Below are 25,533 nucleotides of genomic sequence, written 5' to 3'. Positions count from 1 at the left end.
TATCAGACATTTTGAGAAGGCAGCTCTACCTCCTGTTGCAATAACAAACTGGCACATGCGGCAGCCACCAGACTTTTCTTTTCCTGCGGCAGAAAAGCAGCTATCCATACTTTGCCCTGGTTGAGCAGTTCTACTGCGGCCAGCACCTGCTCGTTCTGCACCAGTTCAAAGCCTACTATATCTCTTCCCCAGCTTTTTTGCCCCGAAAGTTTTCTTACCGGTACGATGCTGATAGGGGCTTCCGCCTCATGAGTGAGCAGCCCGACATACTGCCCCTGCTTTCTAAAATCATCAGGATGCATCATTAACATACGCCATACTTTACCCTCTTGGTGGCTATACAAAGTAGCGGCCATCATATCTTTGGTTTGTATACTAAAAGTGAGCAGGTCTTCCACAACAGTTCTAATCTTAGGAGTAAAGCGGTCTACGGGTATCACCATGCCTCTCAATTTGTGCGCACTCGCCACGGTATACCTTCTTCCATCGGCATTTTCTATACTGAAGCTAAACTTCTGCTGTGCGCCCTGTAGCTCTGTAAGAAACAAATCTATACCGTAGCTGAAGGTCCAGCCGCGATCTATTTTTTCTGTCTTGTACTCGCCAAAAGACAAACGCTGATTTAGTAGCCATCCCTGGCGACCCTTTACCAGCATAGCCTCCTGGCCGGCCAGTGGCTCCTGTAATAACATTTGGGGTGTAGTGCAGGCTGAAAGCATAATCAGGCCCAGCCCTATCCATACGATTAATTTCATGTTCGTGTGATTAATGTGATCTTGCCTAAAGACACAGTACAAAGTTTAAAAGTATGGCCGCTGTAGAAAATACCTGATAGGCGGGTTTTACCTACCTTAAACACGGTATTTTAAGAGCGGAAAACGCTATCTCCATGTGTTCGCACTGTACATTTACGATCATATTTTTGTCCTTTTCCGTACACTTAGCTCCCTGACTATCAGTCTAAAAAGCCAAAATCTCTAGGCAAATAAAACTGGTCTCTAATTTGTCATTACCTATACGTATGCTTAAGAACTTTTTAATCGCAGACGACCATCAGCTTTTTCTTGATGGGCTGCAGTTGATACTTACCGAAATGGATGACTGCCGGCTTCTTGCCAGTTTTAGCAGCAGCAAAAAACTTCTGGATAAGCTCGTTCTTTATCCTCACGCAAATATGATTATGCTGGACATACTAATGTCTGGGGGCGAGGGTATGCAAACCTTACAGCAGATCCATCAGCGCTACCCCGGCCTGCGGCTACTGGTACTTACCGCAGAAGATACAGTGGAGCAGGTGCGTGAGGCTTTGCAGGCTGGTGCCTCAGCCTATGTCTTAAAAAGTACCGGAAAAGCAGAGCTTCAGATGGCGATCGAACATGTATCTGCCGGAGAAGTATATCTGAGTCAGTCCATAGGGCAGCGCCTTGCCCAACATATGCTGGGCTACAGTGAGCACAAGGCAGGTCATCAGCATCAGGTCAGCCTTACCGAGCGTGAAGAAGAAATACTGCGCATGATTGCCTGGGAAAACTCCAACCAGCAGATTGCCGAGCAGTTATTTATCAGCCCTAAAACTGTAGAAACTCACCGTAAAAACCTGATGAAAAAGATTGGAGCCCGCAACTCCCTGGGCATCTATAAGTATGCGCTCAAGCATCAGTGGGTATAAGATAGTGCCCTTAAAAATTGGCATCTCAGGCATTTGACCTTAATTTGTGGACAACGTGCAAAATTTTGAATGGCATTTCACAATTTTTTTGCGCTTCCTCAACAGATTCTTTAATAGATTGTAGCATGATGCTACTATATAACAACCTACTTACTAGATTACAACTTATTGGCTTACTTACATGTGGAATATTCCTTTACCAATGTAGTAGTCAGAGCCAGAACAATCAGGACCGTACGATTAGTACTGATGCTGAACTGATCGCACAAGGGGAGTCTCTCTTTGTAAACCATTGCAGCACCTGCCATTCTTTCCAGCAGTCTGCCATAGGGCCAGCCCTGGGTGGAGTAACTCAGGAAGCAGATCCTGCATGGCTCTTTCACTTCATCCGTAATCCTCCGCAGATGATAGAGCAGGGCGACCCCAGAGCGGTACGCCTGTACGAGAAATACCAGCAATATATGCCGCCCTTTAGCGCTCTGGATAGCCTGGAGATAGAAGCAATACTAGCCTATATGCATACGCACAAAGCAAAAACCGTCCAGCAAACTGATAGTTTTCCTCATCTAGAGAACCCTATAGCGCAAAGCATAGAAAAGTCAGGGCTCGCCCTGGTAGTTGAACAGGTAGCCCAGGCCCCAGCTTCCGCTGCCGATCCTCCTATGGCCAGAATTAACAAGCTTCTGACGCTACCTACCAGCAGCGGAGCGCGTACGTTTATTCATGACCTGCGTGGCACTTTGTACGAGCTTAAAGGGGAAAACTTCGTACCCTATTTAGACATTAAGGCGCATAAAACTAACTTTATTGACAAACCAGGACTGGCAACCGGACTGGGTAGCTTTGCCTTTCACCCGGAATTTGAGAAAAATGGCCTGTTTTACACTACCCATACCGAGCCGCCCGGCACTGCCACCGCAGACTTTGCCTACCATGATAGTCTCAAAGTTACACTGCAATGGGTGCTATGCGAGTGGAAGGCAGACCAGCCTAAGGCGGAGCGCTTTCGTGGAAGCAGCCGTGAGCTTATGCGTATCAATATGATTAGCGGAGTACATGGCGTGCAGGATATCTCCTTTAACCCGCTGGCTAAAAAGGGCGATGAAGACTACGGACTGCTTTATATGAGTACCGGCGATGGCGGTGCGGCCCTTAAGGGCTACTTCTTTCTTATACAAAGCAAAAAACATATCTGGGGTACTATCAGCCGCGTAGACCCGCTGGGCAATAACAGCAAAAATGGTCAGTATGGTATTCCTCAAAGCAATCCTTTTGCCCAGGATAAAGACCCGGAGGTGCTTAAAGAAATCTGGGCCTATGGCTTCCGTAACCCTCATCGTATCTCCTGGGATATGGGCGGCGATAATAAAATGCTGATTACCAATATCGGGCAGCGCCAAATAGAATCTATCTACCTGGGTAAGGCCGGGGCTAACTACGGTTGGGCAAAGCGCGAAGGCACTTTCTTACTCAAAAAAGAAAACATAGATCAGGTATACCCTCTCCCACAAAACGATGCCGGGCTAGGCTTCACTTATCCGGTAGCGCAGTATGACCACGACGAGGGCAATGCCATCTCCGGAGGCTTTGTATATCGGGGCAAAAACATACCCCAACTGCAGGGCAAGTACATTTTTGGCGACATTGTTAGCGGCAGGCTCTTCTATGTTGAGGCAGACCAGCTTAAAGAGGGGCAGCAGGAAAGCATACACGAAATAGAGCTGATGGCCGAAGGACAGCTCACCGACTGGAGAAGCTTATGCGGACACCGTCGGGTAGACCTCCGCTTCGGACTGGGTGCCGACCAAGAGCTGTATATGTTTACCAAAGTAGATGGCAAGCTCTGGAAAGTTAGCAGCCTGAATAACAATCTAATTTCTAAGGCAGAATAACCTTTTCCACTTTAAAATACTACTAAACAACTTATGAACAGACTACTCACAACTACCCTACTTCTTATGCTAAGCTGCCTGAACATGGCCCGGGCACAAGATGACAAACCTAATATTGTATTCATCTTCGCTGATGACCATACCTATTCCGCCATACATGCACTGGGCAGTGATGAGGTAATCACTCCCGCGCTGGACCGCCTGGTCAGGGAGGGAACAACTTTTACCCATGCATACAATATGGGAGCCTGGAACGGTGCGGTATGCATGGCCTCTCGCGCTATGATGATCACCGGCAAAAATGTATGGGATGCCCATGCGATGGATGAAGCGCTAAGAGCAGGACAGCAACACGAAGAGACCTGGCCCAAGCTTATGGAAGCTGCCGGTTACAATACTTATATGAGTGGCAAATGGCATGTAGCAGCCCCCGCTCCTGACCTGTTTATGACTACCGCCCACATACGCCCCGGTATGCCTAAAGACACGCCCGAAGGCTACAACCGTCCGATGGATGAGAACGACAAACGCTGGCTCCCCTGGGATACCAGACACGGAGGCTTCTGGGAAGGCGGCACTCACTGGAGTGAAGTGCTTCGCGATGATGCGCTGGACTTTATAGAAGAAGCTTCCGCTCAGGAAGAGCCTTTCTTTATGTATCTGGCTTTTAATGCCCCTCACGATCCCCGGCAGGCTCCTAAATCTTTCGTAGACAAATACCCTCTGGAAGCGATAAGCCTACCCAAAAATTATATGGAAGAGTACCCTTATAACGAAGCAATGGGTAGTGGAAGAAAGCTGAGAGACGAGCGCCTGGCTCCTTTTCCTCGTACAGAATATGCCGTTAGGGTAAACCGACAGGAGTATTATGCGCTCATTACGCATATGGATGAACAGATTGGCAAAATTCTGGAGGCCATAGATGCCAGCGGCAAGAAAGATAACACCTATATCTTTTTTACAGCAGACCACGGGCTGGCTGTAGGAGAGCATGGCCTGCTAGGCAAGCAAAACATGTTTGAGCACAGCATTAGAGTACCGCTTATGGTAGTAGGGCCGGATATACCTGCCGGAAAAAAAGTAGACGCAGATATATATCTTCAGGACATTATGGCAAGTAGTCTGGACCTGGCAGGCGTTAAAAAGCCCGCTCATGTAGCGTTTAACAGCTTTATTGATATAGCCAGAGGAAAGGACGAAAAGAGTAAATATGATGCTATTTACGGGGCTTACATCGGGCAGCAGAGGATGATCCGTAAAGATGGCTACAAATTGATTGTTTATCCGGAAATTGATAAGGTACTGCTTTACCATGTGGCAGAAGACCCACACGAACTCAACGATCTGGCGGAGCAAGCCGACCAACAAAAGCGAGTTAAACGCCTTTTTAAAGATTTGCAAAAGCTGCAAAAGCAGATGAACGACACCCTGAACTTAGCGCCTACCTTTGAGAAGGTAGTCAGCTAACAGAAGAAAAGCTCCGGTTTTAGCTACCGGAGCTTTTTGCTTACTCACTCCTTAATGACTTCACCGGATTAGCCTGCGCCGCCCTTAACGATTGGGTAGTGACCACCACAATGGCCAGCAGCAGCGCCAGCACACCCGTTAGCGGAAATATCCACCACCCCACACTGGTCCTTACCGGATAGCGTTCCAGATATGCGTTGAGCAGCCACCAGGCCAGCGGAGCAGAGATGGCAAAAGCAATAATCACCAGGCGAGAAAAGTCTTTAGACATAAAAGTGACAATACTTAGTACCGAAGCCCCCAGCACCTTTCGGATACCGATTTCTTTGGTGCGCTGCTCAGCAGTGTAAGCAGCCAGGCCAAACAGGCCAAGGCTGGTAATTAGTATAGTCAGCAGGGCGAAGAGACTCGCCAGGCTACTGGTTAGCTTAATGGTGGTAAACTTCTTCTGAAATTCCTCATCCACAAAGCTGTACTCAAAAGGATAGGCCGAATTATAGGTAGAAAATATCTCCCTGACTTTGGCAAGGCTCTCTTCCAGATCACGGGTACGGCTCAGCCGTATGCTTAGCACGCTGGTCCATTCGGGGTCCAGAATCATAAACATGGGCTTTACCTCCTGATAGGGGGAGCCCATCATCACATTATCAACTATACCTATTAAGGTTCTTTTCTTTCCCCAAAGGTCAAGCTCGGTACCAATAGGATCATCCAGTCCCATAATATCCAGCGCGCTTTTGTTGATGATGATAGCCGAAGTATCATTGACAAAATCTTTAGAAAAATCTCTTCCTTCCAGCACTTTAATACCCATAGTATGCGTATAGTCATATTCGGTAGCAATGGTGGTAAAGAGCACTCGCTGGTCTTCCGGCTTACCCGGCCAGCCTACAAAATTATTGGAGTTAATTTGTGTAATAGCGCTGTTGGATCGGGTTACGCCTTCTACTACCCCACTCTGCAAAAGCTCATTTTTGAGTACCTCGTAGTTCTTCTCAATCTCTTCGGTATGGCTTACGGTAATCAGGTTTTCCTGCTCATAACCCAGGGTACGGCCTTTTACCAACTGTATCTGTTCGTAGATGACTACGGTAGCGATGATCAGTATAATAGAAAACCCAAACTGCAAAGTAACCAGCACCTTACGAGGAGTGCTGGCATTTTTGCCCAGCCTAACTTTTCCCTTCAGCACCTTTACCGGCTGAAAAGAAGAGAGGTAGAAGGCGGGATAGCTGCCTGCTACCCATCCGGTTATCAGGATGATGCCCAGGGCAAACAGCCAGAAGTGTAGTGAAGCATAGTCTATAAACAGCTTTTTCTCTACCAGCTCATTGTAAGCCGGAAGCAGTAGCTGCGCCAGTATCAGGGCGATAAGAAATGCGATAAAGCTGATAAATACAGACTCTCCGATAAACTGCGCGATCAGGTCGCGACGACCGGAGCCCACACTTTTGCGTATGCCTACCTCTTTGGCACGGCGCTCCGAGCGGGCGGTAGCCAGGTTCATAAAGTTGATGCAGGCGATAATCAGGATAAAGACCGCAATTACGCTAAAGAGCTTTACATAATCACTCATTCCTCCTTTTTCTACACCATTTTCAAAGTTAGAATATAGCCGCCAGCGGGGCATGGCATGTAAAAAAAGCTGGGGTTTAAGATCTACCTCTCCGTGCTCTACCAGCAAGTTGGCGATGCTCCGCTCTACTGCCGCCTGCTGCCCGGCATCGTCCAGCTCCAGAAACACCTGAAAAGAGTAGTTACCCCAATTATCCTGATTTTCTACTACCCAGGGTACCGTCTGCTCCCGATGCTTCCAGGTCAGCAGAAAGTCAAACTCAAAAGATGAGTTGGCCGGAATATCTTTGAGTATACCACTGACCTTAAGCTCACTTTTATCATCTACCCGCACAATTTTATTGATTGGATCTTCCTCCCCAAAGAGCACACGGGCAGTAGACTCAGTAATTACGATAGAGGCGGGCTCATCCAGCACCGTGGCGGCATTGCCCTGTAGCAGCGGAAACTCAAACATCTCCAGAAACTCTTCACTCACATAATAGCCCTTTTTCAGTATGGGGTTTTCGTCTACATTGAGCAGATGGGTATCTCCCCAGTCGGCTACTGCTGTTCTTTTAATGTGGTTATCTACATTTTTCAGTCCTTCGTAGGTAGGCAGGGGCACCGATCTCCAGGAGTTGATCTTTCCATCAAATTCGGCATGCACCATGAGTTGGTACAGGCGCTCCGATTTAGGAATAAAACGATCAAAAGAAAGCTCATCAAAGACCCAAAGGAGGATAAGCATACTACAGCAGATGCCGATAGACAATCCGGCAATGTTGATAAAGGAGTAGATTCGGTTCTTCAGTAGATTGCGAATGCTTACGAGGAAGTAGTTTCTAAACATAGCGCTTGATGGTTTGGCGAGGTAACTTGCCAATTGTAAAAAGGTAACAGTTCGGAGCAAAAAAATTTACCCTCTCCTATTATGATGCTCCTTACCTCCATAAGGTTGCGTCCCTGCGTAATACTTTCCTTTAATTATCTATCATTTTACAAAACTGGTCTGTAGTATGCTTCACATGAATAAAACTGTGTGGCAGTCACATCCTTTCTAGCCTTCTTCCCCATAACCAAGGAGGCTTTACCGTAGGCATAGGCGCTGGACGAAGGGTAAGGGGAAACTAAAATCAAAGCAAGTATCTACGAATAAACGATGTTTTGACCTTTTATTCAGTTTTTGGCGCTCCTGCCCGCCTTTATAAGTAATATCCGTAGGCTTCGACGCAGTCCGACGTAAGGTGTGTGTACCTTATCGCATAACGAACAAGTCAGGCGTGTATGCGGAATACTGCTATACGCTCTCCACAGCTAATTTTGTAGTTTTACCCCTAAATAATACCTGCGTATTAAAGCTTAATCAGATTATTGGTATTACTTAGGCATGTGTATTCTATTTGTAGTCCACTCACAGCCAAGGGCTTAATACACACGTTCGTTCAGGGCAGTACACAAGCCTTACCTACAGCATCTTTTATCAAAAAAATAGTAAAATGAGGTTGAACAAAGACAGCAACATTCTGGAAGCTGCCGACCTGGTACTTTCCGGAATGAGTAGAGAAGAAAGCCTGCGCCAGCAGTTAGCGGCCTATGGCATTAGCGAAGAAAAAAGGCAGGTGCTCAGCAGCCTGTACGAAGAGGCCAGGACCCGGCTTAGCGCACAGCAAAAGTGCTATGATGAGCAGTGGAGCCTTTCACAGCAGCTTAAAGCACAGATGGAAGCCACGCAGAGCCGGTTTAAGGAGCATGCCAGAGTAGTACGTGCCGCCTATCGTAATGAGGTCGATACCCTCCACCTGCTTAAGATCAATCGGTTTGAGAGAGATGGTTGGCCCTGCATCAATCAGGCGGCATACTTCTACAGCCGGGTGCAGGAGCAGGACATCAACCTACAGCCGTACGGGGTGAGCAGAAAAGAGCTGGAGCAGTCTCGCAGTGCAGTAAAAACACTATTGGGTATGAAGAAAGACCGTAGCTGGCAGAAGGCTAAAGCGGAGCATTGTACGCAGGAGAAGAACGCTGCCATGAAGGCGCTGAGAGAGTGGCTGGTAGAGTTCAGAACCATTGCCCGCCTGGCCTGCAAGCACAATCCGCAGATGCTAGAGATGTTTGGTATTCGTGTACTTACCACAGCCTGACCATAGCTGGCTCTGTAGATTTACCAGCAAGCGGGTTTGGCATCCGTTTTTATCAGAAGCAGACATAGGCAGGGGCCGCCTGCCAACCTAAGGGGGAGTTGTCGGGATTCCCCTTTTTATTGCCGTTATCAGCCATCTCACTTTTTTGTACAAGGCTGTACCTTAGTGTCAGTATTTAGAGCAGCATACATGCGCAACACTGATCACAAAATGTTTTTATTATGGTACAAACTCAGGCAAACAGTCAGCAGATTACCCCCTTCCTCTGGTTTGATCATCAGGCTGAGGAAGCCGCTCGCTTTTACACTTCTATCTTTCCCAATTCTAAAATTACCTCTATACACCCCAAAGCCAGAGTACAGGGTCAGCCGGTACAGCCTACTATAGTGAGCTTTGAACTTAACGGCTTAGCTCTGATGGGCCTGAACGGGGGGCCGCACTTCAGCTTTAGTCCGGCGATCTCACTTTTTGTAAGCTGCGATACCCAGCAGGAGGTAGATGAGCTGTGGGATAAGCTGCTGGAAGGGGGAGGGCAGCCGGAGAGATGCGGCTGGCTCAAAGACCGCTACGGATTGTCGTGGCAGATTGTACCCCGCATACTAGGAGAGCTGATGCAATCCGAAGAGCCTGAACGCGCCGCCCGTGTAAATGAGGCTATGCTCAAAATGATTAAACTGGATGTACAAACTTTAAAAGAAGCCTATGAAGCATAAACTTTAAGGAGATGTGTGTGTCAACATAAGTAAAGGTGCAGCTAATGACTGCACCTTTGCTATTAGTCTACTTTTTAATAAAGCTGAGCATCTGTCGGGCGGTAGCATCTTTAGGTTCCATAATCTCCATGACTATGCTCAGGTGGTCTTTATTCTTCAGCTCTTTAATTTTAAGCTTATGCCCCGCCTTTTTCATGGCTCTGGCAAATTCTTCATTGATAGCTCCTCTACCCGGTATGTCGTCATCGGCATATAGTATCAGAAAGGGAGGCACATCGGTAGCGGTATGGTAGAGTGGAGCGGAGGCGTCAATAATTTTTTCTTCTGCCGCTATACCTTTTTCTTCCTTTACGGTATTGTGGCTGTCCATTTGCCCACTAATACAGATGATACCCTCTAACGTACCCGGCTGCATATCATAAGCCTGAAGGTAGCTGGCATCCAGAGTAGCGATAGCTGCCAGATAGCCTCCGGCGGAATGCCCGCCCAGGTAGAGCTTTTCGGGATTTCCCTGGTACTCCTTAATATGCTGATGCACCCAGGCCGTAGCCGCTGCTACATCTTCTATATAATCTGGGTACTGCCCTTCGGGAGAGAGTCGGTAGTTAATAATGGCCACACCTACGCCCTCTTTGGCCATACGAATGCCTACAATACGAGACTCCAGCGAATCTTTGGAATTGATTTTAAGGCCGCCTCCATGTAGCCAGACCAGCACCGGAAAATCGCTTTGCCCTTCGGGCAGGTACAGATCCAGGTAAGCGCGTTCTTTCTCATAAGCGCTGAGCTGCTGACCGCTTTTATAAGGTAGATTGTATACGGTTTTAATCCCGGAGAGGTCGGGCTCAGCCTGTTGCGCACGGGCCGGAAATACCAGGAGACTTATCAGGCTCAGGCTTAAAAGTAATGTATAATGCATATTTATAGTTTAGGTGTTCTGCTATGAAGATAAGTAGCCTGACTTAAAATATTTGCATTTAAACAGGCAGGTGCTGTCATTTTGTAATCATATTCACTTCATTTTGGCAGCTCTAATGACAATTTGACATTTTTTTAACTTGAAAGTATAGCAAATTTTTAATATTTTGAAATGGTATAGGGATTGAATACAAATTTGTAGATCATGATCTAAGTTTTGTTTGACTTGTTGCTAAATGTTTTAACGCCTAATCAGGTGACGTTCTAAGTTTAATGTTTAACCTAAAAGCGAATGAAACGATGACACTTGTTAAAAGAGAAAATGGGTACGCTCCATTATCACAGTTTTTTGATGATTTTTTAACCAGAGATTTATTTGACTGGCCTTCTTTCTCTAACACCAATACGACCATTCCGAAGGTCAATATTCAGGAGACAGATAATGACTTTTGGGTAGAAATGGCCGCTCCGGGCATGAAGAAAGAAGATTTTAAGATAGAGCTAGACAATGAGCTGCTTACTATCTCTTCGGAGGTGAAGCATGAGCATAACGAGGAAGAAAAGGGCAGGTATACCCGAAGAGAGTTTAGCTATCAGTCGTTCCAGCGCTCATTCCGACTGCCCGAAACTGTGGAAGAAGACAAGATAAAAGCAAAATATGAAGAAGGTGTGCTCAAGCTGATGATCCCTAAACGGGAAGAAGCCAGACGTAAGCCTGCACGCACAATCAAAATATCATAGAAGTAATTTTGTAAAAAAGGGTTATAAAATTCTGCAAAGAGTTTTATAACCTAATTTTTTTTGTTAAGTTAGTGAATGATTAAAATGAAACGCCCTATGAAAACCTCTTTTTTAGACTATTACAAGTTGATTCTTGAAAAAGTGAGCTTTGATCCTCAATTACTCACAAAAGAGTATCGCAAAGCGCTTAACGCACTACACGCTCAGGAAGCTCAACAGTTAGAAAGCTGGCTTATAGAGAAAGGGCTTCATCCACACACACTGTCCCGTACATCCAGTCAGGAGCCTTGGTTTGCTAATGCCAACGCATCCTGAGAAAAAGAAATACTAATCAAACCCGGAGGGAAGCCCAAGTGGCTTCCTTTTTTGTTTCCCTACCTCTCCTTTCCTCCCTTTTTTCAGATAGACCCTACTAGTATTAGCTACTTTCCTACTAATACTAGCTATTAAGATTAACTACTACCAGCGATTGATGCTTTTGTACAGAGCATTTAGCTTTGCATTAATTTAAAATCAGTCTAAATAGAACAATGAATAAAATATCTACACACTTATTAACACTATCCTTGTGTGTGTGTCTGAGCTGGCTATCTCATTTTGCTGTGGCTCAGTCTTACGGGAACATCAGCGGAAGCGTACAATCGCCCAAAGGTGAGCCCTTAGCTAATATAAATATTGCTTTAGAAGGCACCAGCCAGGGTACATCTACATCGGCCGATGGTAGCTTTACACTTTCCAGAGTAGCTGAGGGAAGTTATACACTGGTAGCCTCTTCGGTAGGCTATACCACACAAAAAAGAAATGTTACGGTAAAAGCCGGAGAAACCACTGCACTACAGCTTCAGCTGAGTGAGTCTGCCACCGAGCTAAGCGGGATAGAAGTACAGGGACAGGCTGCCCAGTACAAAGTAGATGTTCCTTCTACCAGCCTACGTATACAAACACCCCTGTTGGAAGTACCTCAAAACATACAGGTGATTAACCGGGAGATGCTACAGGATCAGCGAATCTTTGACATGCTGGAGGGAGTTTCTCGTAATGTAAGTGGAGTAACCCGATTGGAGCACTGGGACAACTATGCCCGACTAAACATGAGAGGTTCGCGCATTGCTCCTTTTAGAAACGGTATGAATGTACAGTCAAGCTGGGGCCCGCTTACCGAAGATATGTCTTTTGTAGAACGTATTGAATTTGTGAAGGGCCCGGCGGGATTTATGATGGCTAATGGAGAACCCAGCGGGTTTTATAATGTGGTCACCAAAAAGCCTAGTGGTGTTACCCGCGGAGAAGCCACGCTTACAGTAGGTAGCTTTGATACTTACCGGGCTACTACCGACCTGGATGGTAAGCTTAGCGAAGATGGCAGACTGCTGTATCGCCTTAACCTGATGGGGCAAACCAAAGGCTCGCACCGCCCTTACGAATATAACAACCGTTATACGGTAGCTCCGGTGATTAAATACCAGATAGATGATCGTACCTCGCTCACCGCTGAGTACACCTATCAGTACGCACAAACTTCTCCAATAGGTTCAGCTTATGTTTTTTCTGCTAATGGCTATGCTGATCTGCCTCTGGATTTTACCATTGCCGAGCCAAACCTGGATCCTTCTACCGTACATGACCATAGCACCTTCCTGCTTTTAGAGCACCAGCTGGCCGACAACTGGAAACTTAGCGGACAACTGGCATATTTTAATTATGAAGCCAGTGGTAGTTCCTTCTGGATTGCCGGAGTAGATGAAGCCGGAGATATGCAGCGTACCATGAGCATCTGGGATGCTCTCAACATCGGCAAATTCGGGCAGTTCTATGTAAATGGAGAGGTACAGACCGGGGGCATTACTCATAAAATACTGGGAGGCCTGGACCTGGGCTCCAAGCGCTACATTGCGGACTGGAACCAGAGTGCTACCCTGAATGGCCCTACCACATTTAATATTTATAACCCTGTCCATTATGTGCCTATGGACTCCCTGCCTCAGTTTGACCGCTCTCGCAGCTTGCGCCAGCGCGCGGGCAGCAATATTCTGAGCCAGACCTATTCGGGCATATACCTACAAGACGAGCTGCACTTCTGGGATGAAAGGCTGCGCCTTACTTTGGCTGGTAGACTTACCAGTAGTACCGATAATCAGTACACCAATATTACAGAAAACACCAAATTTACTCCTCGCACCGGCTTAAGCATTTCTGTAGACCCTATGACCTCTATCTATGCCCTCTACGATCAGGCTTTTCTGCCGCAGGTAGGCAATACTTTAGATGGTAAAGGTCTGGAGCCTGTCACTGGTAATAATGTTGAGTTTGGCCTGAAGAAAGACTGGTTTGATGGCCGCTGGAACTCTACCCTGGCTCTATACCGCATTACTAAAAATAATGTAGCCCAGTCGCAGTTTGATGAAGAAACAGGCATCAGCTACTATGTGCAAATCGGGCAAACTCAAACCTCCGGTATAGAACTGGATATTAAAGGGGAGATAGTACCGGGCTTAACTCTGGTATGGAACTACGCCCTGACTGACTCAGAAATTACTGAAGATGTAGTAGAAGCCAATATAGGCAACCCTGTGCCGGGCTTTGCCAAGCACCTTACCAATGGCTGGCTAAACTATCGCTTCAATAGTAAGCTGATTCAGGGATTAGGACTCTCTTTAGGCTACCAATGGCAGGTTGAGCGCTCTACCTGGTCGTGGGCAGGTAGCTCTGGTCAGGAGGCTTTGCCGGACTACTTCCGTCTGGATGGGGCTATTTCCTGGCAAAATGAAAAATTTAATGTAGCACTGAATGTCAATAACATTTTAGACGAATACTTATACTCTGGTTCTGCATACAGCACTTATTATTACTGGCAAACAGAGCCGCCAAGAAACTTTCGTTTGTCTTTAGGCTATAAATTTTAACTATGACTTTTAAAAAAATTGTAGGAAAACTACACCTTTGGCTCGGATTCGCATCCGGGCTAATTGTGTTTATAGTGGCCGTTACCGGCTGCCTCATTGCTTTTGAAGATGAGATTAAGAGTATTACTTACTCCTTCCGCAACATAGAAGCTCAAGAAGAGGCACAACTGCTCCCTCCCAGCCAGCTAATGCGTATTGCACAGGAGGCACTGGATACTGAGGATATCCCAAAAAACGTTATCTATACAGAAGAGGATAAAGCAGCAGCGGTATGGTTTTGGGGCATGGAACCTGAGCACTTTTATATGGTGCACATTAACCCCTACAATGGTAAGGTAATTAAAGTGACCGACGAAGAGGCCGACTTCTTCCATATTATGATTCATGGGCACTATTACCTGTGGCTGCCTCCTGCTATTGGGCAGCCTGTAGTCGCCTATGGCACGCTTATCTTTGCCATTATGCTAATTAGCGGTATCATATTGTGGTGGCCTAAAAACAAAAAGGCCCTCAAGCAGCGCTTTAGCATTAAGTGGAACGCCAAATGGCGCAGACTTAACTATGACCTGCATAATGTGTTAGGTTTCTACATGTTTTCGGTAGGGCTGGTACTGGCTTTAACCGGTATGATTATGGGCATTCACTGGTTTGCCAATACCGTACACTTTGCCAGCGGCGGAGATGGTATGGCTCAATATCATGCTCCTTTGTCAGATACTACAGCGGTAGCAGCAGCGCAAAGTGAAGAAGGCGTAGACCTTCTCTGGGCAAAACTTTTGCCTCAAAAGCCTACTGACGGTATTCTGTTTTTCTCTATACCCCAGGATAAGGCCAGTTCTTATTACACCTTCATCAACCACGACCCTGACTCTTACCATAAGCTGGACTATAAGCATTACGACCAGTATACGCTAGAACCTCTTGATGCTGAGGGACCTTATGAAGGCAAGTATGAAGAGGCTGGTTTTGCAGACACCTTAATCAGGATGAACTACGACATTCACAGAGGTGCTATTCTGGGGCTTACCGGAAAAATTATTGCATTTATCGCCAGTCTGGTAATTGCCAGTATGCCTGTGTCCGGGGTGATGATCTGGTGGGGCCGCCGGAAAAAGTCCAGGAAAGGTAACGCTTCCCGCGGGCAGAAGCCTCTGCGGAAGGAGCAGGAGCTGGTAAGCTCAAACTAAAAGAGATTTAAACCCAATAAACCCGCCCTGATAACTCAAGGCGGGTTTTTTATGATATTGTTCCCTACAAGCTTAGCTTTTTAACTTCATCCGCAGGAGTGGCCGACGCAACTAGCCCACTGAGTGTTTTGCTCTTTCCATCCTCCGGGCTGCTTACTTTTAAACTGTAGCTACCTTCGGCAAACACATGAGGGCGGAAGCGCCTCCCCTTGATTCTGAGTATGTACTCACGCTCTCCACTTGCTTCATTAATTACTTCTACCACAGGATCTGTCGCACTCTCCACTTCTATCTCCTGAAGATAGGCATAGGGCTTACGTCCGTAGTTATCGCTTTGCTTAAGCTGCACCGGCCAACCTTCGTATTGCCCCTGAGGATTAGCCTGAGGGTCTATATAGCGAGGCCAGCACTCTATGCTCATGTTACGAGCTTGTTTGTTAAATGTGATGATGCCATAGCCCGTACCTCTGTCATAGATACGAGCGGGCTGACGATAGCTCTGATGCGGATTTGCTACCGCATGCACGGTCATGCGGTTGCCAAAGCCATCCAGAAAGTTACCCGTGTAAGCTGCTTTTCCTTTCAGGGGCTGATGATCTGAGGATAGTGGAGGCCACCAACGACGTGGCCAGAGGTTATTCAGGGCAGGGCCGGCAAAGGCAAAGCCCGCATCACCAAACTCATCTACACCATACTGCACCGTACTGGCCAGATGCTGATCTCCTGCGATGTGCAGGGCGAAACATTTGCGCAGTGCTTTTACGGCCTTGTCCCTACCCTGCTGTGGCCAGCCGTTAGAGTCCATATCGGTAGTAGGGGCATCGCCTTCCACATATTCTCCTTTTTCGGGGATGGTGAGGCTGGGTACAATTTTATCAATAATACTTCCTTTGGGCAGGGTAGCTACGGTGCAGAAATTGGTTTGTGAGAGCACCGCTTTCATCTCGGCACCCTGCTCCCAATCGCTAGCCCAGTCGTTCAGGAATTTAAGCTGGCGATCGCCCAGCAGCTCAGCGTCAATATCACGATGCTGCTTAATATCAAACTCTGTATTCTGTATAAAACCGTTTGTTACCTGAGCCTCTTCAGGCAAAACATTTTTGGGTGCTGACTTAAACTTACGGTCTTCCAGTATCGCCATGCTGATGCCTCCGTAATTCCAATGCGTATAGTAAACATTGATACCTCGCTTTACAGGAGTAGGGTCATAAGGGTCGGGCAGATGTCCGGTCTGGGTACGCTGCACCATATTTACCCAGTTGACTGGCATTTTATAGCCGCCCTGGTCCTGGGCCACATAGCCCCAGCCCTCTTCGGTAGGTGCATGCTTTCCGCTTTCTCCCCACACATTACCGTGGTATACATCATGATCATCAGGTATGCAGGCAGAAGGAATGTGCCTGAAAATTTCGCGATAAGACCATCCAAACATATACCACTTGTGCAAAAAGTCCAGCGTGGCCTTTTCTAAAGGAGAGGTTTGTATGCCAAAGCCTCCGCTTCCTTCGTAGTACTGATCTCCTAAGAAGACCGCCAGGTCAGGCTGATGCTTTAAAACGTTGGTCGCTACTTCCTGGTCTGGAAAACCATGATCGGCATTACAGCTAAACACTGCCATTTTCACCTCCTCGGCATCTGTGGGCTCTTTCGCGATGGTACCTTCATAATAAAAAGCCTGCCTGCCTTGCAGCAAGGGGAGCTCTAGCATGACCCGATAAGGTACTGCCTCCTGGTAAGGCCAGTTATCAATTCTAAACTGGGCGCTGCGCCCCATAGGATCTATTTCTCTCTCCTGAATACTCTTCCACTCAGCTTTATCTTTAACCTGCAAGGCTACTTTGTAGCCTTCTATGGCTTCTACTGGTGTAAGCTGTGCGGTAAGCTTAAGCGTATTTTTATGCAAAGTGTATTGCGCGAAGCAAATAGGCCCATACGTTTGCTCAGGATGATGAACAAGCTTTGCTCCACTTATTTTCCACTGGTCAAAACGGGCAGACGCAGCCTCACTTTCTTCTCCCTGAACATCAAAGCTGGAGACGAGTGCTATATTTCCGTATAAGTCATCTGCCGGAATGTTATCGGTTTTAAGCTCTGCGAGTACTTTCCCATCAGCATCCAACACACTAAGGCTAAGCTGATATGCGCTACGTCGGGGCTGAGCTTCAAGCTTAAGGTGTAGCGGCTGCCTGGTATCCAGAGACTGCTCAGACTCTGTGGCACCTATAAAGAGTTTGCCTTGATTGCTGATACCTACATCTAGTCCTTTACCAAATACCGCAGCAGAGCGATAATCCTTAAAAGGACCTTTTGCTCCAATCCTAAAGCCAATATAACCTTCGTTTTTAGTATGAGGGGACAGCATTTCTGCAACAAGCTCAGTGCTAAAGGCTGCTTTCTCCTGGCTGAGCTGAAAACATAGGTTATGCAATGCACGATTTTTTCCACTCACATTACAAACTAGTTTGCCAGATTGTATTTCCCAGTCTTGCAGGCGGTTCCCCCAATACTCCGGGCCTGCCCATTGCATATCGGGCCATAGTTGCCACTGGCTGTTAAAGTTCTCAGTTTTAGCTTTTGGGAGAGGCGTAGCTGCCTGGGCTGCTCCATTAAAAAATACTTTTGGCGTTACTGTAGTAATTGCCAGAGCCTTAACGGCATCTCTTCTGCGCATGATTTAGGTTGGTTTATGAGTATTAGTTTCTTGGTTGTATTGTTGGTAGATATAACTATATAAAGTTTGCCTTCGGGAAAAGCACAAAATTTAAGGTATAGTCAGTGATCTATTTTTTCAGGTCAGCATAGCTGATCAATCTGATACCATACTTTTTAATTGCCTGTAATACATCCGGGTCGGTCAGCATATCAGTAACTCCCTGCCGGTCGTGGGCCACATCTTCATAACCCGTATGATGGATAGCCCTGGTTTCAGGTACATCGTAAGCAGGGTGGTCTACAAACATATGAACTCCTGCCTGTAACTCTGCCAGCATCTTAATAAATGCCTGCTTCTTTTGTGCTGGTGTTTCTTTCTCTCCTAAGTAGGTAGCTCGTTTTACCTGATAATCTTCAGGGTGAATATCTAGTGCATACTCCATGGCAAGTTTACGATATATAGCTTCTACTTCTGGGGCAATGCTAGTGCAGCCCATATGAGCACTAAGGTGTGTCAGCTGAGGAATATTCTTCTGAGCTATCTCTATCTGTGCTCTGATCTCCTGCTCAATTTCTTTCAGCTTCCAGTTTTGTCTGGAGAGGGCTTGCTCTGCACCATAATGCTCGTTTGGCCAGATCATAGGATAAAAATAGCCATTGCCATCGGTAAGGCTGGGAGCGTGAGTTAGTGGGCGCCATTTTACATTTGTCCATTCGCTGGTGAGGGTAATATGTATACCTACATCAAGTTCAGGGTAGTTCTGTAACAAAGCTACTGCTTCTGGAAACCATGGGGTAGGCACCATCACTTCTACCGAAGTGGTAATGCCCTTTTCCACAGACTCTATGATGGCCAGATTAGCGGCATGAGAAAAGCCCATATCATCACTTCTGACAATTAGCCGGATGCCGTCGTCCTGGGCTGCCAATGGAAAATGGCTGAGCAAAAAGATTAGCCCAGCCAGATAAAAAAACTTGTTCATGCAAAGAGAAGTCTGTAGTTGCAGTAGTAATCTGATGGTCTAAAGTTTAGTTTGCAGCACTTACCGCAATCGGAATCGTCAGGTACTCCCAATGTAGCAGCAGTTTTCCGTTTTCAATTTCGTAACTAAGCTCTTCGCGCAGCTCAGTATTTTTTTGGGGCTGTACACTTACCTCCAGAGCGTTCTGCTCTTTTACTGACTCATAATCTGTACCTGAGATATCAGTAGCACGATTAAATATCACTTGCCATTCTGACTCGTCAGGGATCATAAACAGGCTATAGGTTCCCGCCTCCAGACGCTGTCCCTCAACCATTACGGCCTGCTCAAAAGAGACTTCGGTAGCTTCATTAGCACCGGCACGCCACACCTGACCGTAAGGCAGCATATCGCCCCATATTTTACCTTCTCTGCCTCTCACTCTGGGAGAGCTATATTCTACTTCTACCTCTACCCCATCCAGTTCTCCTTCGGTTTCTGCCGAGGGACTTTGGGGTGTGCAATAGGCGAGCAATACTGCAAGAAGACAAAAAGCAATGCTGTGTAGATTTTTCATGTTGAGTTGGTTTAAATAGAAAAACCCGGCGCTTTACGCTCAAGGCAGGCCGGAACAAAAAAATTATTTATTGATGAAAGACATAATGAGTTCGTCAGAGTCACCATACTGTTCGCGCAGTTCCTGTATTCGTACCTTCATTTCATCAATGATAGGCTGGTACTCAGGATCGTTGTAGCGGCTTTGCATCTCCTGAGGGTCCTTTTCCAGATCGTAAAATTCCCACTCATCCACATCGTGGTAAAAATGTATAAGTTTGTATCGGTCGGTACGCACCCCATAGTGACGCTTTACCGCATGTATGGAGGGGTACTCATAATAATGGTAATACACCGCATCGCGCCAGTTTTCTGGCTCTTCGCCTTTGAGGAAAGGCAAAAGGCTTTCTCCCTGCATCTCTTCGGGAGCCTCTACACCAGCTGCTTCCAGAAAGGTCTGGGCAAAGTCCAGGTTTTGTACCAACTGGTTATTTTCTGATCCTGCCTCGGTTACACCCTTCCATTTAACCATTAATGGGGTGCGGAAAGATTCTTCATACATAAAACGTTTGTCAAACCAGCCATGCTCTCCCAGGTAGAAGCCCTGATCTGAGGTATACACAATAATAGTGTTTTCGTCCAGCCCGCTTTCTTCCAGGTAGTCCAGCAAACGCCCGACATTATCGTCTACAGACGCGATGCTGGCCAGGTAATCATCCATATAGCGCTGAAACTTCCAGCGGGTAAGCTCTTTGCCCTTAGGCTTCAAGCGCTGAAACTCCTGGTTGATAGAATCATAAACTGCATTCCATGCTGCCTGCTGCTCCTCGTTCATACGCTCCTGACTGCCTTTAAAAGCACGAGGATACCACTCCAGAAACTCCTCATAACCTAGCTCATTTACTATTTCGGGCTTTACTTTTGAGTCGTTGGTCAGGCCCATATGATCGTAGATACGCATTTCTGCTTCTTTGGCAGCAGTACCTCTTCCCTCATAATCGTCAAAAAGAGTTTCGGGCTCGCGAGTCTCTTCTCCTTTGTACATGCCAAGGTGGTCGGGGCTAGGAAGCCACTCTCGGTGAGGCGCCTTATGCTGATACATGAGCAGAAATGGCTTATCCTGCTCTCTTCCGCTCTTTAGCCAGTTGATAGCTTCGTTGGTGATGATATCAGTCACGTAACCCTCTTCTCGCACCATACCGTCTTTTGTTCTGAAATCTGGGTTATAGTAGTGTCCCTGCCCGGGTAGTACCTTCCAGTAGTCAAAGCCGGTAGGCTGACTTTTAAGGTGCCACTTGCCAATCATAGCAGTATTATACCCGGCCTCTCGCAGTAGCTTAGGAAAAGTAACCTGAGTACTGTCAAAGCGGGCTACATTGTCTACTACGCCATTGAGGTGGCTGTGCTTTCCGGTTAGAATAACCGCTCTGCTGGGAGCACATATAGAGTTAGTTACAAAAGCCTTGTTAAAAAGCATGCCCTCCCGGGCAATCCTGTCTATGTTAGGTGTTTTGTTAATTTCAGAGCCATAGGCACTGATGGCCTGAAAAGCGTGGTCATCCGTCATGATGAACACGATGTTAGGCCTCTGTTGGGGGGTGGAGGAACGCTCATTGTTTTCCTGTGTGCTATGCGTACAGGCTGACACGAACAATAGTCCTAAGACAAAAAAATTGAGCAATCTCATAAACGTAAGTTAGGTTTTGATAACTATAAGTAAAGCAGATACTGCCGCTTTAAAAGACAATATGCAAAAATTTTAAATTTATTTGTAACCTTTAGCCCAAGCCTAAGTTTCCCCGGACAAAACTAACAAACTTGGATTCCAGCGCCGACAATGCCTTAATGCTAAAAGTAAAAGAAGGTAAGCTAGACAAGATGGGGCTCCTTTTTGAACGCTACCATCGCCCTATGTTTGGCTTTTTTTACCGCATGTGCCAGGATGCTACACTGAGCGAAGATCTGGTACAGAACCTCTTTCTCCGCATGATTAAGTACCGCCATACTTTTGTAGGAGATGGTAAGTTTAGCAGTTGGATGTATCACCTGGCGCGCAACCTGCTGGCAGACCATTACCGAAAGAGCAAACGGCTGACAGAAGACCACTTTAAAGAGGTGGAGCAGTTCTGGGAAAATGAAGAGGCTCGCGAAATGCAGGAAGAGCAAATTAATCTTCTGGAAAAAGCTATGCAGTACCTGAGCGATGAAAAAAGAGAGGTGCTGGTACTAAGTCGCTATCAGGGGCTCCGCTATCATGAGATTGCCAAGATGATGAATACCAGCGAGGCCAATATCAAAGTAAAAGTCTTCCGTGCGATACGGGAGCTTAAAGAGATTTTTCAAAAACTTGAAAGGTTTAGCGCTTTATGAAAGATGAACATATACTTCTGATTTTAGACCACCTGGAAGGCAAGCTTGAACCTGCCCGGCAACAAAAACTGGATAAGCTAATAGCAGAAGGTATAATTGGCGAAAAAGAAGTGGATGAACTCAGGCGCTTCCATATACAGTCGGCAAGTTACCCGGTGCCTGAGCCTTCTGTCCAACTGAGCCAGAACTTTTATGCTCAGTTAGAGGAGCAGGTTCGCATTCAGGAGGCGAAAAGTCAACGCTGGAGTTGGCTGCCTCGCCTTCAGGTAGACATTAAACTTTCTCAGTTGCTGTATGCGTGCTTCATCTTTGCTATGGGTCTGAGTGTTGGCTTGTGGTTCGGCACTTCGCAAGACTATGACCAGCAGGTAGCAGAGATGCGTGATGAACTACAGAGTATGCAGGAGACTATGGTAATCAATCTGCTGGAACAACCCTCGGCCACACAAAGACTGAAGGCGGTAAGTATGAGTAGCCGACTGCCCAGCACCGACCGTAAGGTGAGCAATGCCCTGCTAAAGGTGCTTAATGAGGACTCACACGTTAATGTGCGCCTAGCAGCCCTGGATGCCCTGCTCCTCCTCTATGCCGATCAGGTAGAAGTAAGGGAAGGGCTGGTAAAATCCATTCCCGGACAGGAAGCTCCTATGGTACAACTGGCTTTGGCGGAAGCTATGGTGCTCTTGGAAGAGACTGAGTCGGTAGAAGCGCTCAAACAACTCATGGAAAAGCAGGAACTAAACGAAATGGTTGCCCTGGAAATCCAGAAAAGTATCAACGCACTAATCTAATTACTATGAAAAAGATCATACTACTAGCCCTCCTTTTCAGTGCTGGGCTGTATGCCTACGCCCAAAAAATGAAGTTAGAAGAGGAGAAAACAATAGAACGTAATTTAAACTTTGAGCAAAAGGGTGGTAATCCGCTGCTTATTTTAAAAAATGTGAGTGGAAACCTAAGTATAGAAGGTTATGAAGGAGAAACGATAGTGTTGGAAGCCCGACAAATTCTAAAAGCTCAGGACGAAGAGGCTATGCGCTATGCCCGCGAAAATGTAAAGCTCGTAAGTCGTACAGAAGGCGACCTTATTCTTATCTACCCGGAAGACCCAGACGTTAAAGCAGAGCTGAGAGGAAGGCGGCTGCATTACCACATCAACCGACATGATGCGTATTATGATTTCCACTATGACATCAGGCTAAGAGTGCCCAATAACATCAGTCTGGAAGCTTCTACCATTAATAATGGGGGAGTTATGGTCAAAAATATTGAAGCAGAATCTATTGTCTTGCATAATGTTAATGGTGGCATTAATGCTGAGCAGGTAAGCGGCCTGAATACTGCGCACACTGTCAACGGCCCGATAGATATTCGCTATTTACAAAGTCCGGATGAGGATGCAGAATACCATACTGTTAACGGAGATATAAGAGTTAGTTTTCCGGATGAGATTAAAGCAAATGTGCGATTTAAGAGCATGCATGGGGATTTATATACTAATTATGAAAATATAGAGTACCAGCCCGAGGTTCAGGCCAGTACAGAAAAAGGCAGCAAAAAAATATATCGGCTGGATAAAAGTACCACCCTTAAAATTAACGGAGGAGGCCCCTTGCTAGACTTCAATGTGCTAAATGGAAATGTATATGTTAAAAAGTATTGATATGAGACTGATAAAAGTTATACTAATTGCGCTGCTGGCATACCTGTTAGCGATAGGACTAGCCCAGGCCCAGGAACAAATTGCCATACCTCTTTCCAGGCCCGGAGAGCCTGGTCAGCTAGAAGTACAAATGGTGCGGGGCTCCATTAACATACAAAGTTATGAGGGCAAAGAGGTGGTAGTTCGCATTAATGAAAGAGGCAGAAAAGTAAAAGAAGAGAGCAGCAAAAATGGTATGCGTAAAATTTCGGGACCTAGTTTTGGACTGGAGGCCAGCGAAAATGATAATAGGGTACGGGTAGATACCCAGACGCCCCACCAACTGACTGATCTCGAAATATTATTACCCGCTCAATTTTCTGTCAATGCCAAAACCGTGAATGATGGAAATATAATTGTAAAAGGCTTGCAGGGTGAGATGGAAGTGAGTAATGTAAACGGAAATGTGGAGCTGGAAGATATTCGTGGTTCAGTGGTAGCTAGTACAGTTAATGGCGATGTTAGGGTAAGCTTTCGTGAAGTTAGCCCGGATACCCCTATGGCATTCAGTAGCTTAAACGGAGATATAGACGTGAGCTTCCCTGCCAACACTCCTATGACTGCTCAGATGAAAACCCTGAATGGTGAAATATTTACTGACTTTGACATCAGTGTGAATGCACAGCGCAAGGTAGACAAGCGTAAAGAGAATGGTGTCTACAAAGTAAGTATAGATAAAAGTATCAGCGGAGAAATTAATGGAGGCGGGCCGAGATTGCTCTTTAAAAATCATAACGGCAATATCTACATCCGCAAACACTAATAAGCAAAAATGCACCTCTGCTCGGGCAGAGGTACATTTGTAGTTGCTATAATTATTAATGGTACAGCTTAAAACAAATCTATTTTAAGGCTACTCCCTCGCTATCTTCCATTCTGGCCATAATACCCCAACCTCCAAAGTTTTCAGTAACGATCATATAGATTTCGTTTTCGCCCTTTTCCAGAGGTAGATATATGCTATCAAAGTAACCTATGGTGCCTAGATAGCGATAGTCACGGGAGCGAAAAACACGCTGACCTTCGTACAAAATAGTATTGTTGCAATACACTCTGGCCACATCGCTATAGCCAAACTCTAATTTTTTAAGCTGTTTTTTGTCCGAAGTAATTTTCACTTTAGCAATAACAGTATTCTTTCCTTCTGCAAGTTGGGCTACCCGGGCCAGATTGGTAATACCTGTAAACTCACTCTCAAGCTTTTGCCACTTCAGCTGATCTATAAAGTCCTGCTTTAGTTGGGGTTGCTGGGCAATGGCTTCTTCTGCAAATGCGTTGGATACCTCCCAATTGTTTATAGTTCCTACTGCCAGCCTGGGAAAAGCCCTAGCTTTGCTGGTAAAAGTGTATGAGTCTGTAGGCTGATATTTAAAGTTTGCAAAACGAACACTTCCCATACTGTATAGCCCCAGGGGGCCACTCTCCGCTTTCATTTTAAGGTCGTACACATAAAGCACAGGTACTTCCATGTTATCAATAAAGACTTCCATCCGCTGATCTTGGACAGCGAGCTTTATATGCATCCACTCATTGTCTTTGTAGGAATAAGCCGTAGAGTGATTTTCTCCATAATACAGCTGCCAGGCTGCTACACCATTAAATACCGGAGTGTACTGCATAGCATCCGGGTTGCCCGACTGATGCGACCTGAAGTAAAACTCCTCGTAATTGGTATCATCCTGAGCCCGAAAGCGTAGGCCTTTGAAGCCTCTCTCCTGGCTAAAGGCTATGTCAAACTCAATAATACCATTCAGGAACTGTGCATCTGGCAGTAGCGCTTTACCCCCCTGGGGCAGGTATAAACTTTGGGCGTTGCGATAATCTTCAAGTTTGTATTCGCCTTCTACCTTCCAGCGGTCCGAGCTGAAGGGTACCACCTCAAATGCCGTTTGTGCCCGAGCAGGCACTAAAGCCAACATACTACTTAACAAGAATGAAAAAAGGACTGCACGTTTCATAGAAATTTGGGTTTGTTGTGAACAATAATCTTTTTTACTCCGACCAATATCTTTTAGGGAGTGGGTTTGCAATATCACGGCAGAAGATGGAAATTGAGGTAGAAATAAGGAGTCAAGTTTCGTTCAAATACAGTTCATTTTCCTAA

Annotated in this window: 21 protein-coding genes; 13 read left to right on the top strand and 8 right to left on the bottom strand. The window is 46.2% G+C overall.

Features of this window, described 5'->3' with window-relative positions; translation table 11 throughout:
- Positions 1 to 2 precede the first annotated feature (2 nt).
- The gene (locus PZB74_RS11055; protein ID WP_302242682.1) at positions 3 to 755 is read right to left on the bottom strand and encodes a hypothetical protein; all 753 of its coding nucleotides are present in this window, start codon (positions 753 to 755) and stop codon (positions 3 to 5) included.
- A 248-nt stretch (positions 756 to 1,003) separates the two neighbouring features.
- Here PZB74_RS11055 and PZB74_RS11050 point away from each other — a divergent pair, with 248 nt between their 5' ends.
- The 3 genes from PZB74_RS11050 to PZB74_RS11040 all read left to right on the top strand — a co-directional run bounded on the left by PZB74_RS11050 (position 1,004) and on the right by PZB74_RS11040 (position 5,028).
- Entirely contained in the window at positions 1,004 to 1,669 is a 666-nt protein-coding gene (locus PZB74_RS11050; RefSeq protein ID WP_302242681.1) for a LuxR C-terminal-related transcriptional regulator, read from the top strand.
- A gap of 125 nt (positions 1,670 to 1,794) precedes the next feature.
- A complete protein-coding gene (locus PZB74_RS11045) occupies positions 1,795 to 3,561 on the top strand; it encodes a PQQ-dependent sugar dehydrogenase (protein ID WP_302242680.1) in 1,767 nt (588 codons plus the stop codon).
- Between the two features lie 33 nt (positions 3,562 to 3,594).
- Positions 3,595 to 5,028, top strand: coding sequence for a sulfatase family protein (locus tag PZB74_RS11040; RefSeq protein WP_302242679.1), 1,434 nt, complete (start codon positions 3,595 to 3,597; stop codon positions 5,026 to 5,028).
- 40 nt (positions 5,029 to 5,068) lie between these two features.
- Here PZB74_RS11040 and PZB74_RS11035 read toward each other — a convergent pair whose 3' ends face one another.
- Positions 5,069 to 7,435, bottom strand: a complete 2,367-nt coding sequence (locus tag PZB74_RS11035; RefSeq protein WP_302242678.1) for an ABC transporter permease — start codon at positions 7,433 to 7,435, stop codon at positions 5,069 to 5,071.
- Positions 7,436 to 8,081: 646 nt separating this feature from the next.
- On the opposite strand from PZB74_RS11035, the gene PZB74_RS11030 reads away from it, so the two are divergent.
- Both PZB74_RS11030 and PZB74_RS11025 read left to right on the top strand, forming a co-directional pair.
- Positions 8,082 to 8,726: a PQLLE family protein gene (locus PZB74_RS11030; protein WP_302242677.1), complete on the top strand. Its 645-nt coding sequence runs from the start codon at positions 8,082 to 8,084 to the stop codon at positions 8,724 to 8,726.
- 221 nt (positions 8,727 to 8,947) lie between these two features.
- Positions 8,948 to 9,439 carry a VOC family protein gene (locus PZB74_RS11025; RefSeq protein WP_302242676.1) on the top strand — a complete coding sequence of 164 codons (492 nt, stop codon included), beginning with the start codon at positions 8,948 to 8,950 and terminating at the stop codon, positions 9,437 to 9,439.
- Positions 9,440 to 9,506: 67 nt separating this feature from the next.
- Here the strand turns inward: PZB74_RS11025 and PZB74_RS11020 are convergent, their stop codons facing one another.
- Positions 9,507 to 10,358: an alpha/beta hydrolase gene (locus PZB74_RS11020; RefSeq protein WP_302242675.1), complete on the bottom strand. Its 852-nt coding sequence runs from the start codon at positions 10,356 to 10,358 to the stop codon at positions 9,507 to 9,509.
- Between the two features lie 299 nt (positions 10,359 to 10,657).
- Here PZB74_RS11020 and PZB74_RS11015 point away from each other — a divergent pair, with 299 nt between their 5' ends.
- The 4 genes from PZB74_RS11015 to PZB74_RS11000 all read left to right on the top strand — a co-directional run bounded on the left by PZB74_RS11015 (position 10,658) and on the right by PZB74_RS11000 (position 15,188).
- The gene (locus PZB74_RS11015) at positions 10,658 to 11,098 is read left to right on the top strand and encodes an Hsp20/alpha crystallin family protein (RefSeq protein ID WP_302242674.1); all 441 of its coding nucleotides are present in this window, start codon (positions 10,658 to 10,660) and stop codon (positions 11,096 to 11,098) included.
- A 96-nt stretch (positions 11,099 to 11,194) separates the two neighbouring features.
- The gene (locus tag PZB74_RS11010) at positions 11,195 to 11,413 is read left to right on the top strand and encodes a hypothetical protein (protein ID WP_302242673.1); all 219 of its coding nucleotides are present in this window, start codon (positions 11,195 to 11,197) and stop codon (positions 11,411 to 11,413) included.
- Positions 11,414 to 11,628: 215 nt separating this feature from the next.
- Complete coding sequence (locus PZB74_RS11005; protein WP_302242672.1) at positions 11,629 to 14,001, top strand: TonB-dependent receptor; 2,373 nt, start codon at positions 11,629 to 11,631, stop codon at positions 13,999 to 14,001.
- A gap of 2 nt (positions 14,002 to 14,003) precedes the next feature.
- Positions 14,004 to 15,188: a PepSY-associated TM helix domain-containing protein gene (locus PZB74_RS11000; protein WP_302242671.1), complete on the top strand. Its 1,185-nt coding sequence runs from the start codon at positions 14,004 to 14,006 to the stop codon at positions 15,186 to 15,188.
- Positions 15,189 to 15,252: 64 nt separating this feature from the next.
- On the opposite strand, the gene PZB74_RS10995 is transcribed toward PZB74_RS11000, so the two are convergent.
- From PZB74_RS10995 to PZB74_RS10980, 4 genes are all read right to left on the bottom strand, one after another.
- Positions 15,253 to 17,859 (bottom strand): alkaline phosphatase D family protein, encoded by a 2,607-nt coding sequence (locus PZB74_RS10995; protein ID WP_302242670.1) that lies wholly within the window; start codon positions 17,857 to 17,859, stop codon positions 15,253 to 15,255.
- A gap of 109 nt (positions 17,860 to 17,968) precedes the next feature.
- On the bottom strand, positions 17,969 to 18,823 hold the full coding sequence (locus PZB74_RS10990) for a polysaccharide deacetylase family protein (RefSeq protein WP_302242669.1): 855 nt from the start codon (positions 18,821 to 18,823) through the stop codon (positions 17,969 to 17,971).
- A gap of 46 nt (positions 18,824 to 18,869) precedes the next feature.
- Positions 18,870 to 19,379, bottom strand: a complete 510-nt coding sequence (locus PZB74_RS10985; RefSeq protein WP_302242668.1) for a DUF2911 domain-containing protein — start codon at positions 19,377 to 19,379, stop codon at positions 18,870 to 18,872.
- A gap of 63 nt (positions 19,380 to 19,442) precedes the next feature.
- Positions 19,443 to 21,044, bottom strand: a complete 1,602-nt coding sequence (locus PZB74_RS10980; RefSeq protein WP_302242667.1) for a sulfatase family protein — start codon at positions 21,042 to 21,044, stop codon at positions 19,443 to 19,445.
- A 131-nt stretch (positions 21,045 to 21,175) separates the two neighbouring features.
- Between PZB74_RS10980 and PZB74_RS10975 the strand changes: the two genes are divergently transcribed.
- Genes PZB74_RS10975 through PZB74_RS10960 form a run of 4 tightly spaced genes read left to right on the top strand, consistent with a single transcriptional unit; the run spans position 21,176 to position 24,192 of the window.
- Positions 21,176 to 21,727, top strand: a complete 552-nt coding sequence (locus PZB74_RS10975) for an RNA polymerase sigma factor (protein WP_302242665.1) — start codon at positions 21,176 to 21,178, stop codon at positions 21,725 to 21,727.
- On the top strand, positions 21,724 to 22,518 hold the full coding sequence (locus PZB74_RS10970) for a HEAT repeat domain-containing protein (protein ID WP_302242664.1): 795 nt from the start codon (positions 21,724 to 21,726) through the stop codon (positions 22,516 to 22,518). The genes PZB74_RS10975 and PZB74_RS10970 overlap by 4 nt, the downstream gene beginning before the upstream one ends.
- A gap of 5 nt (positions 22,519 to 22,523) precedes the next feature.
- On the top strand, positions 22,524 to 23,390 hold the full coding sequence (locus tag PZB74_RS10965; RefSeq protein WP_302242663.1) for a DUF4097 family beta strand repeat-containing protein: 867 nt from the start codon (positions 22,524 to 22,526) through the stop codon (positions 23,388 to 23,390).
- A 1-nt stretch (position 23,391) separates the two neighbouring features.
- Positions 23,392 to 24,192, top strand: a complete 801-nt coding sequence (locus PZB74_RS10960) for a DUF4097 family beta strand repeat-containing protein (protein ID WP_302242662.1) — start codon at positions 23,392 to 23,394, stop codon at positions 24,190 to 24,192.
- Between the two features lie 79 nt (positions 24,193 to 24,271).
- Here PZB74_RS10960 and PZB74_RS10955 read toward each other — a convergent pair whose 3' ends face one another.
- Complete coding sequence (locus PZB74_RS10955) at positions 24,272 to 25,387, bottom strand: 3-keto-alpha-glucoside-1,2-lyase-like domain-containing protein (protein WP_302242661.1); 1,116 nt, start codon at positions 25,385 to 25,387, stop codon at positions 24,272 to 24,274.
- Positions 25,388 to 25,533: the final 146 nt, after the last annotated feature.

The organism is Porifericola rhodea (assembly GCF_030506305.1).
Taxonomy (GTDB): Bacteria; Bacteroidota; Bacteroidia; order Cytophagales; family Cyclobacteriaceae; genus Catalinimonas; species Catalinimonas rhodea.
The sequence above is the reverse complement of the archived record's forward strand: the minus strand, read 5'-3'. Positions and strand labels throughout refer to the sequence as shown.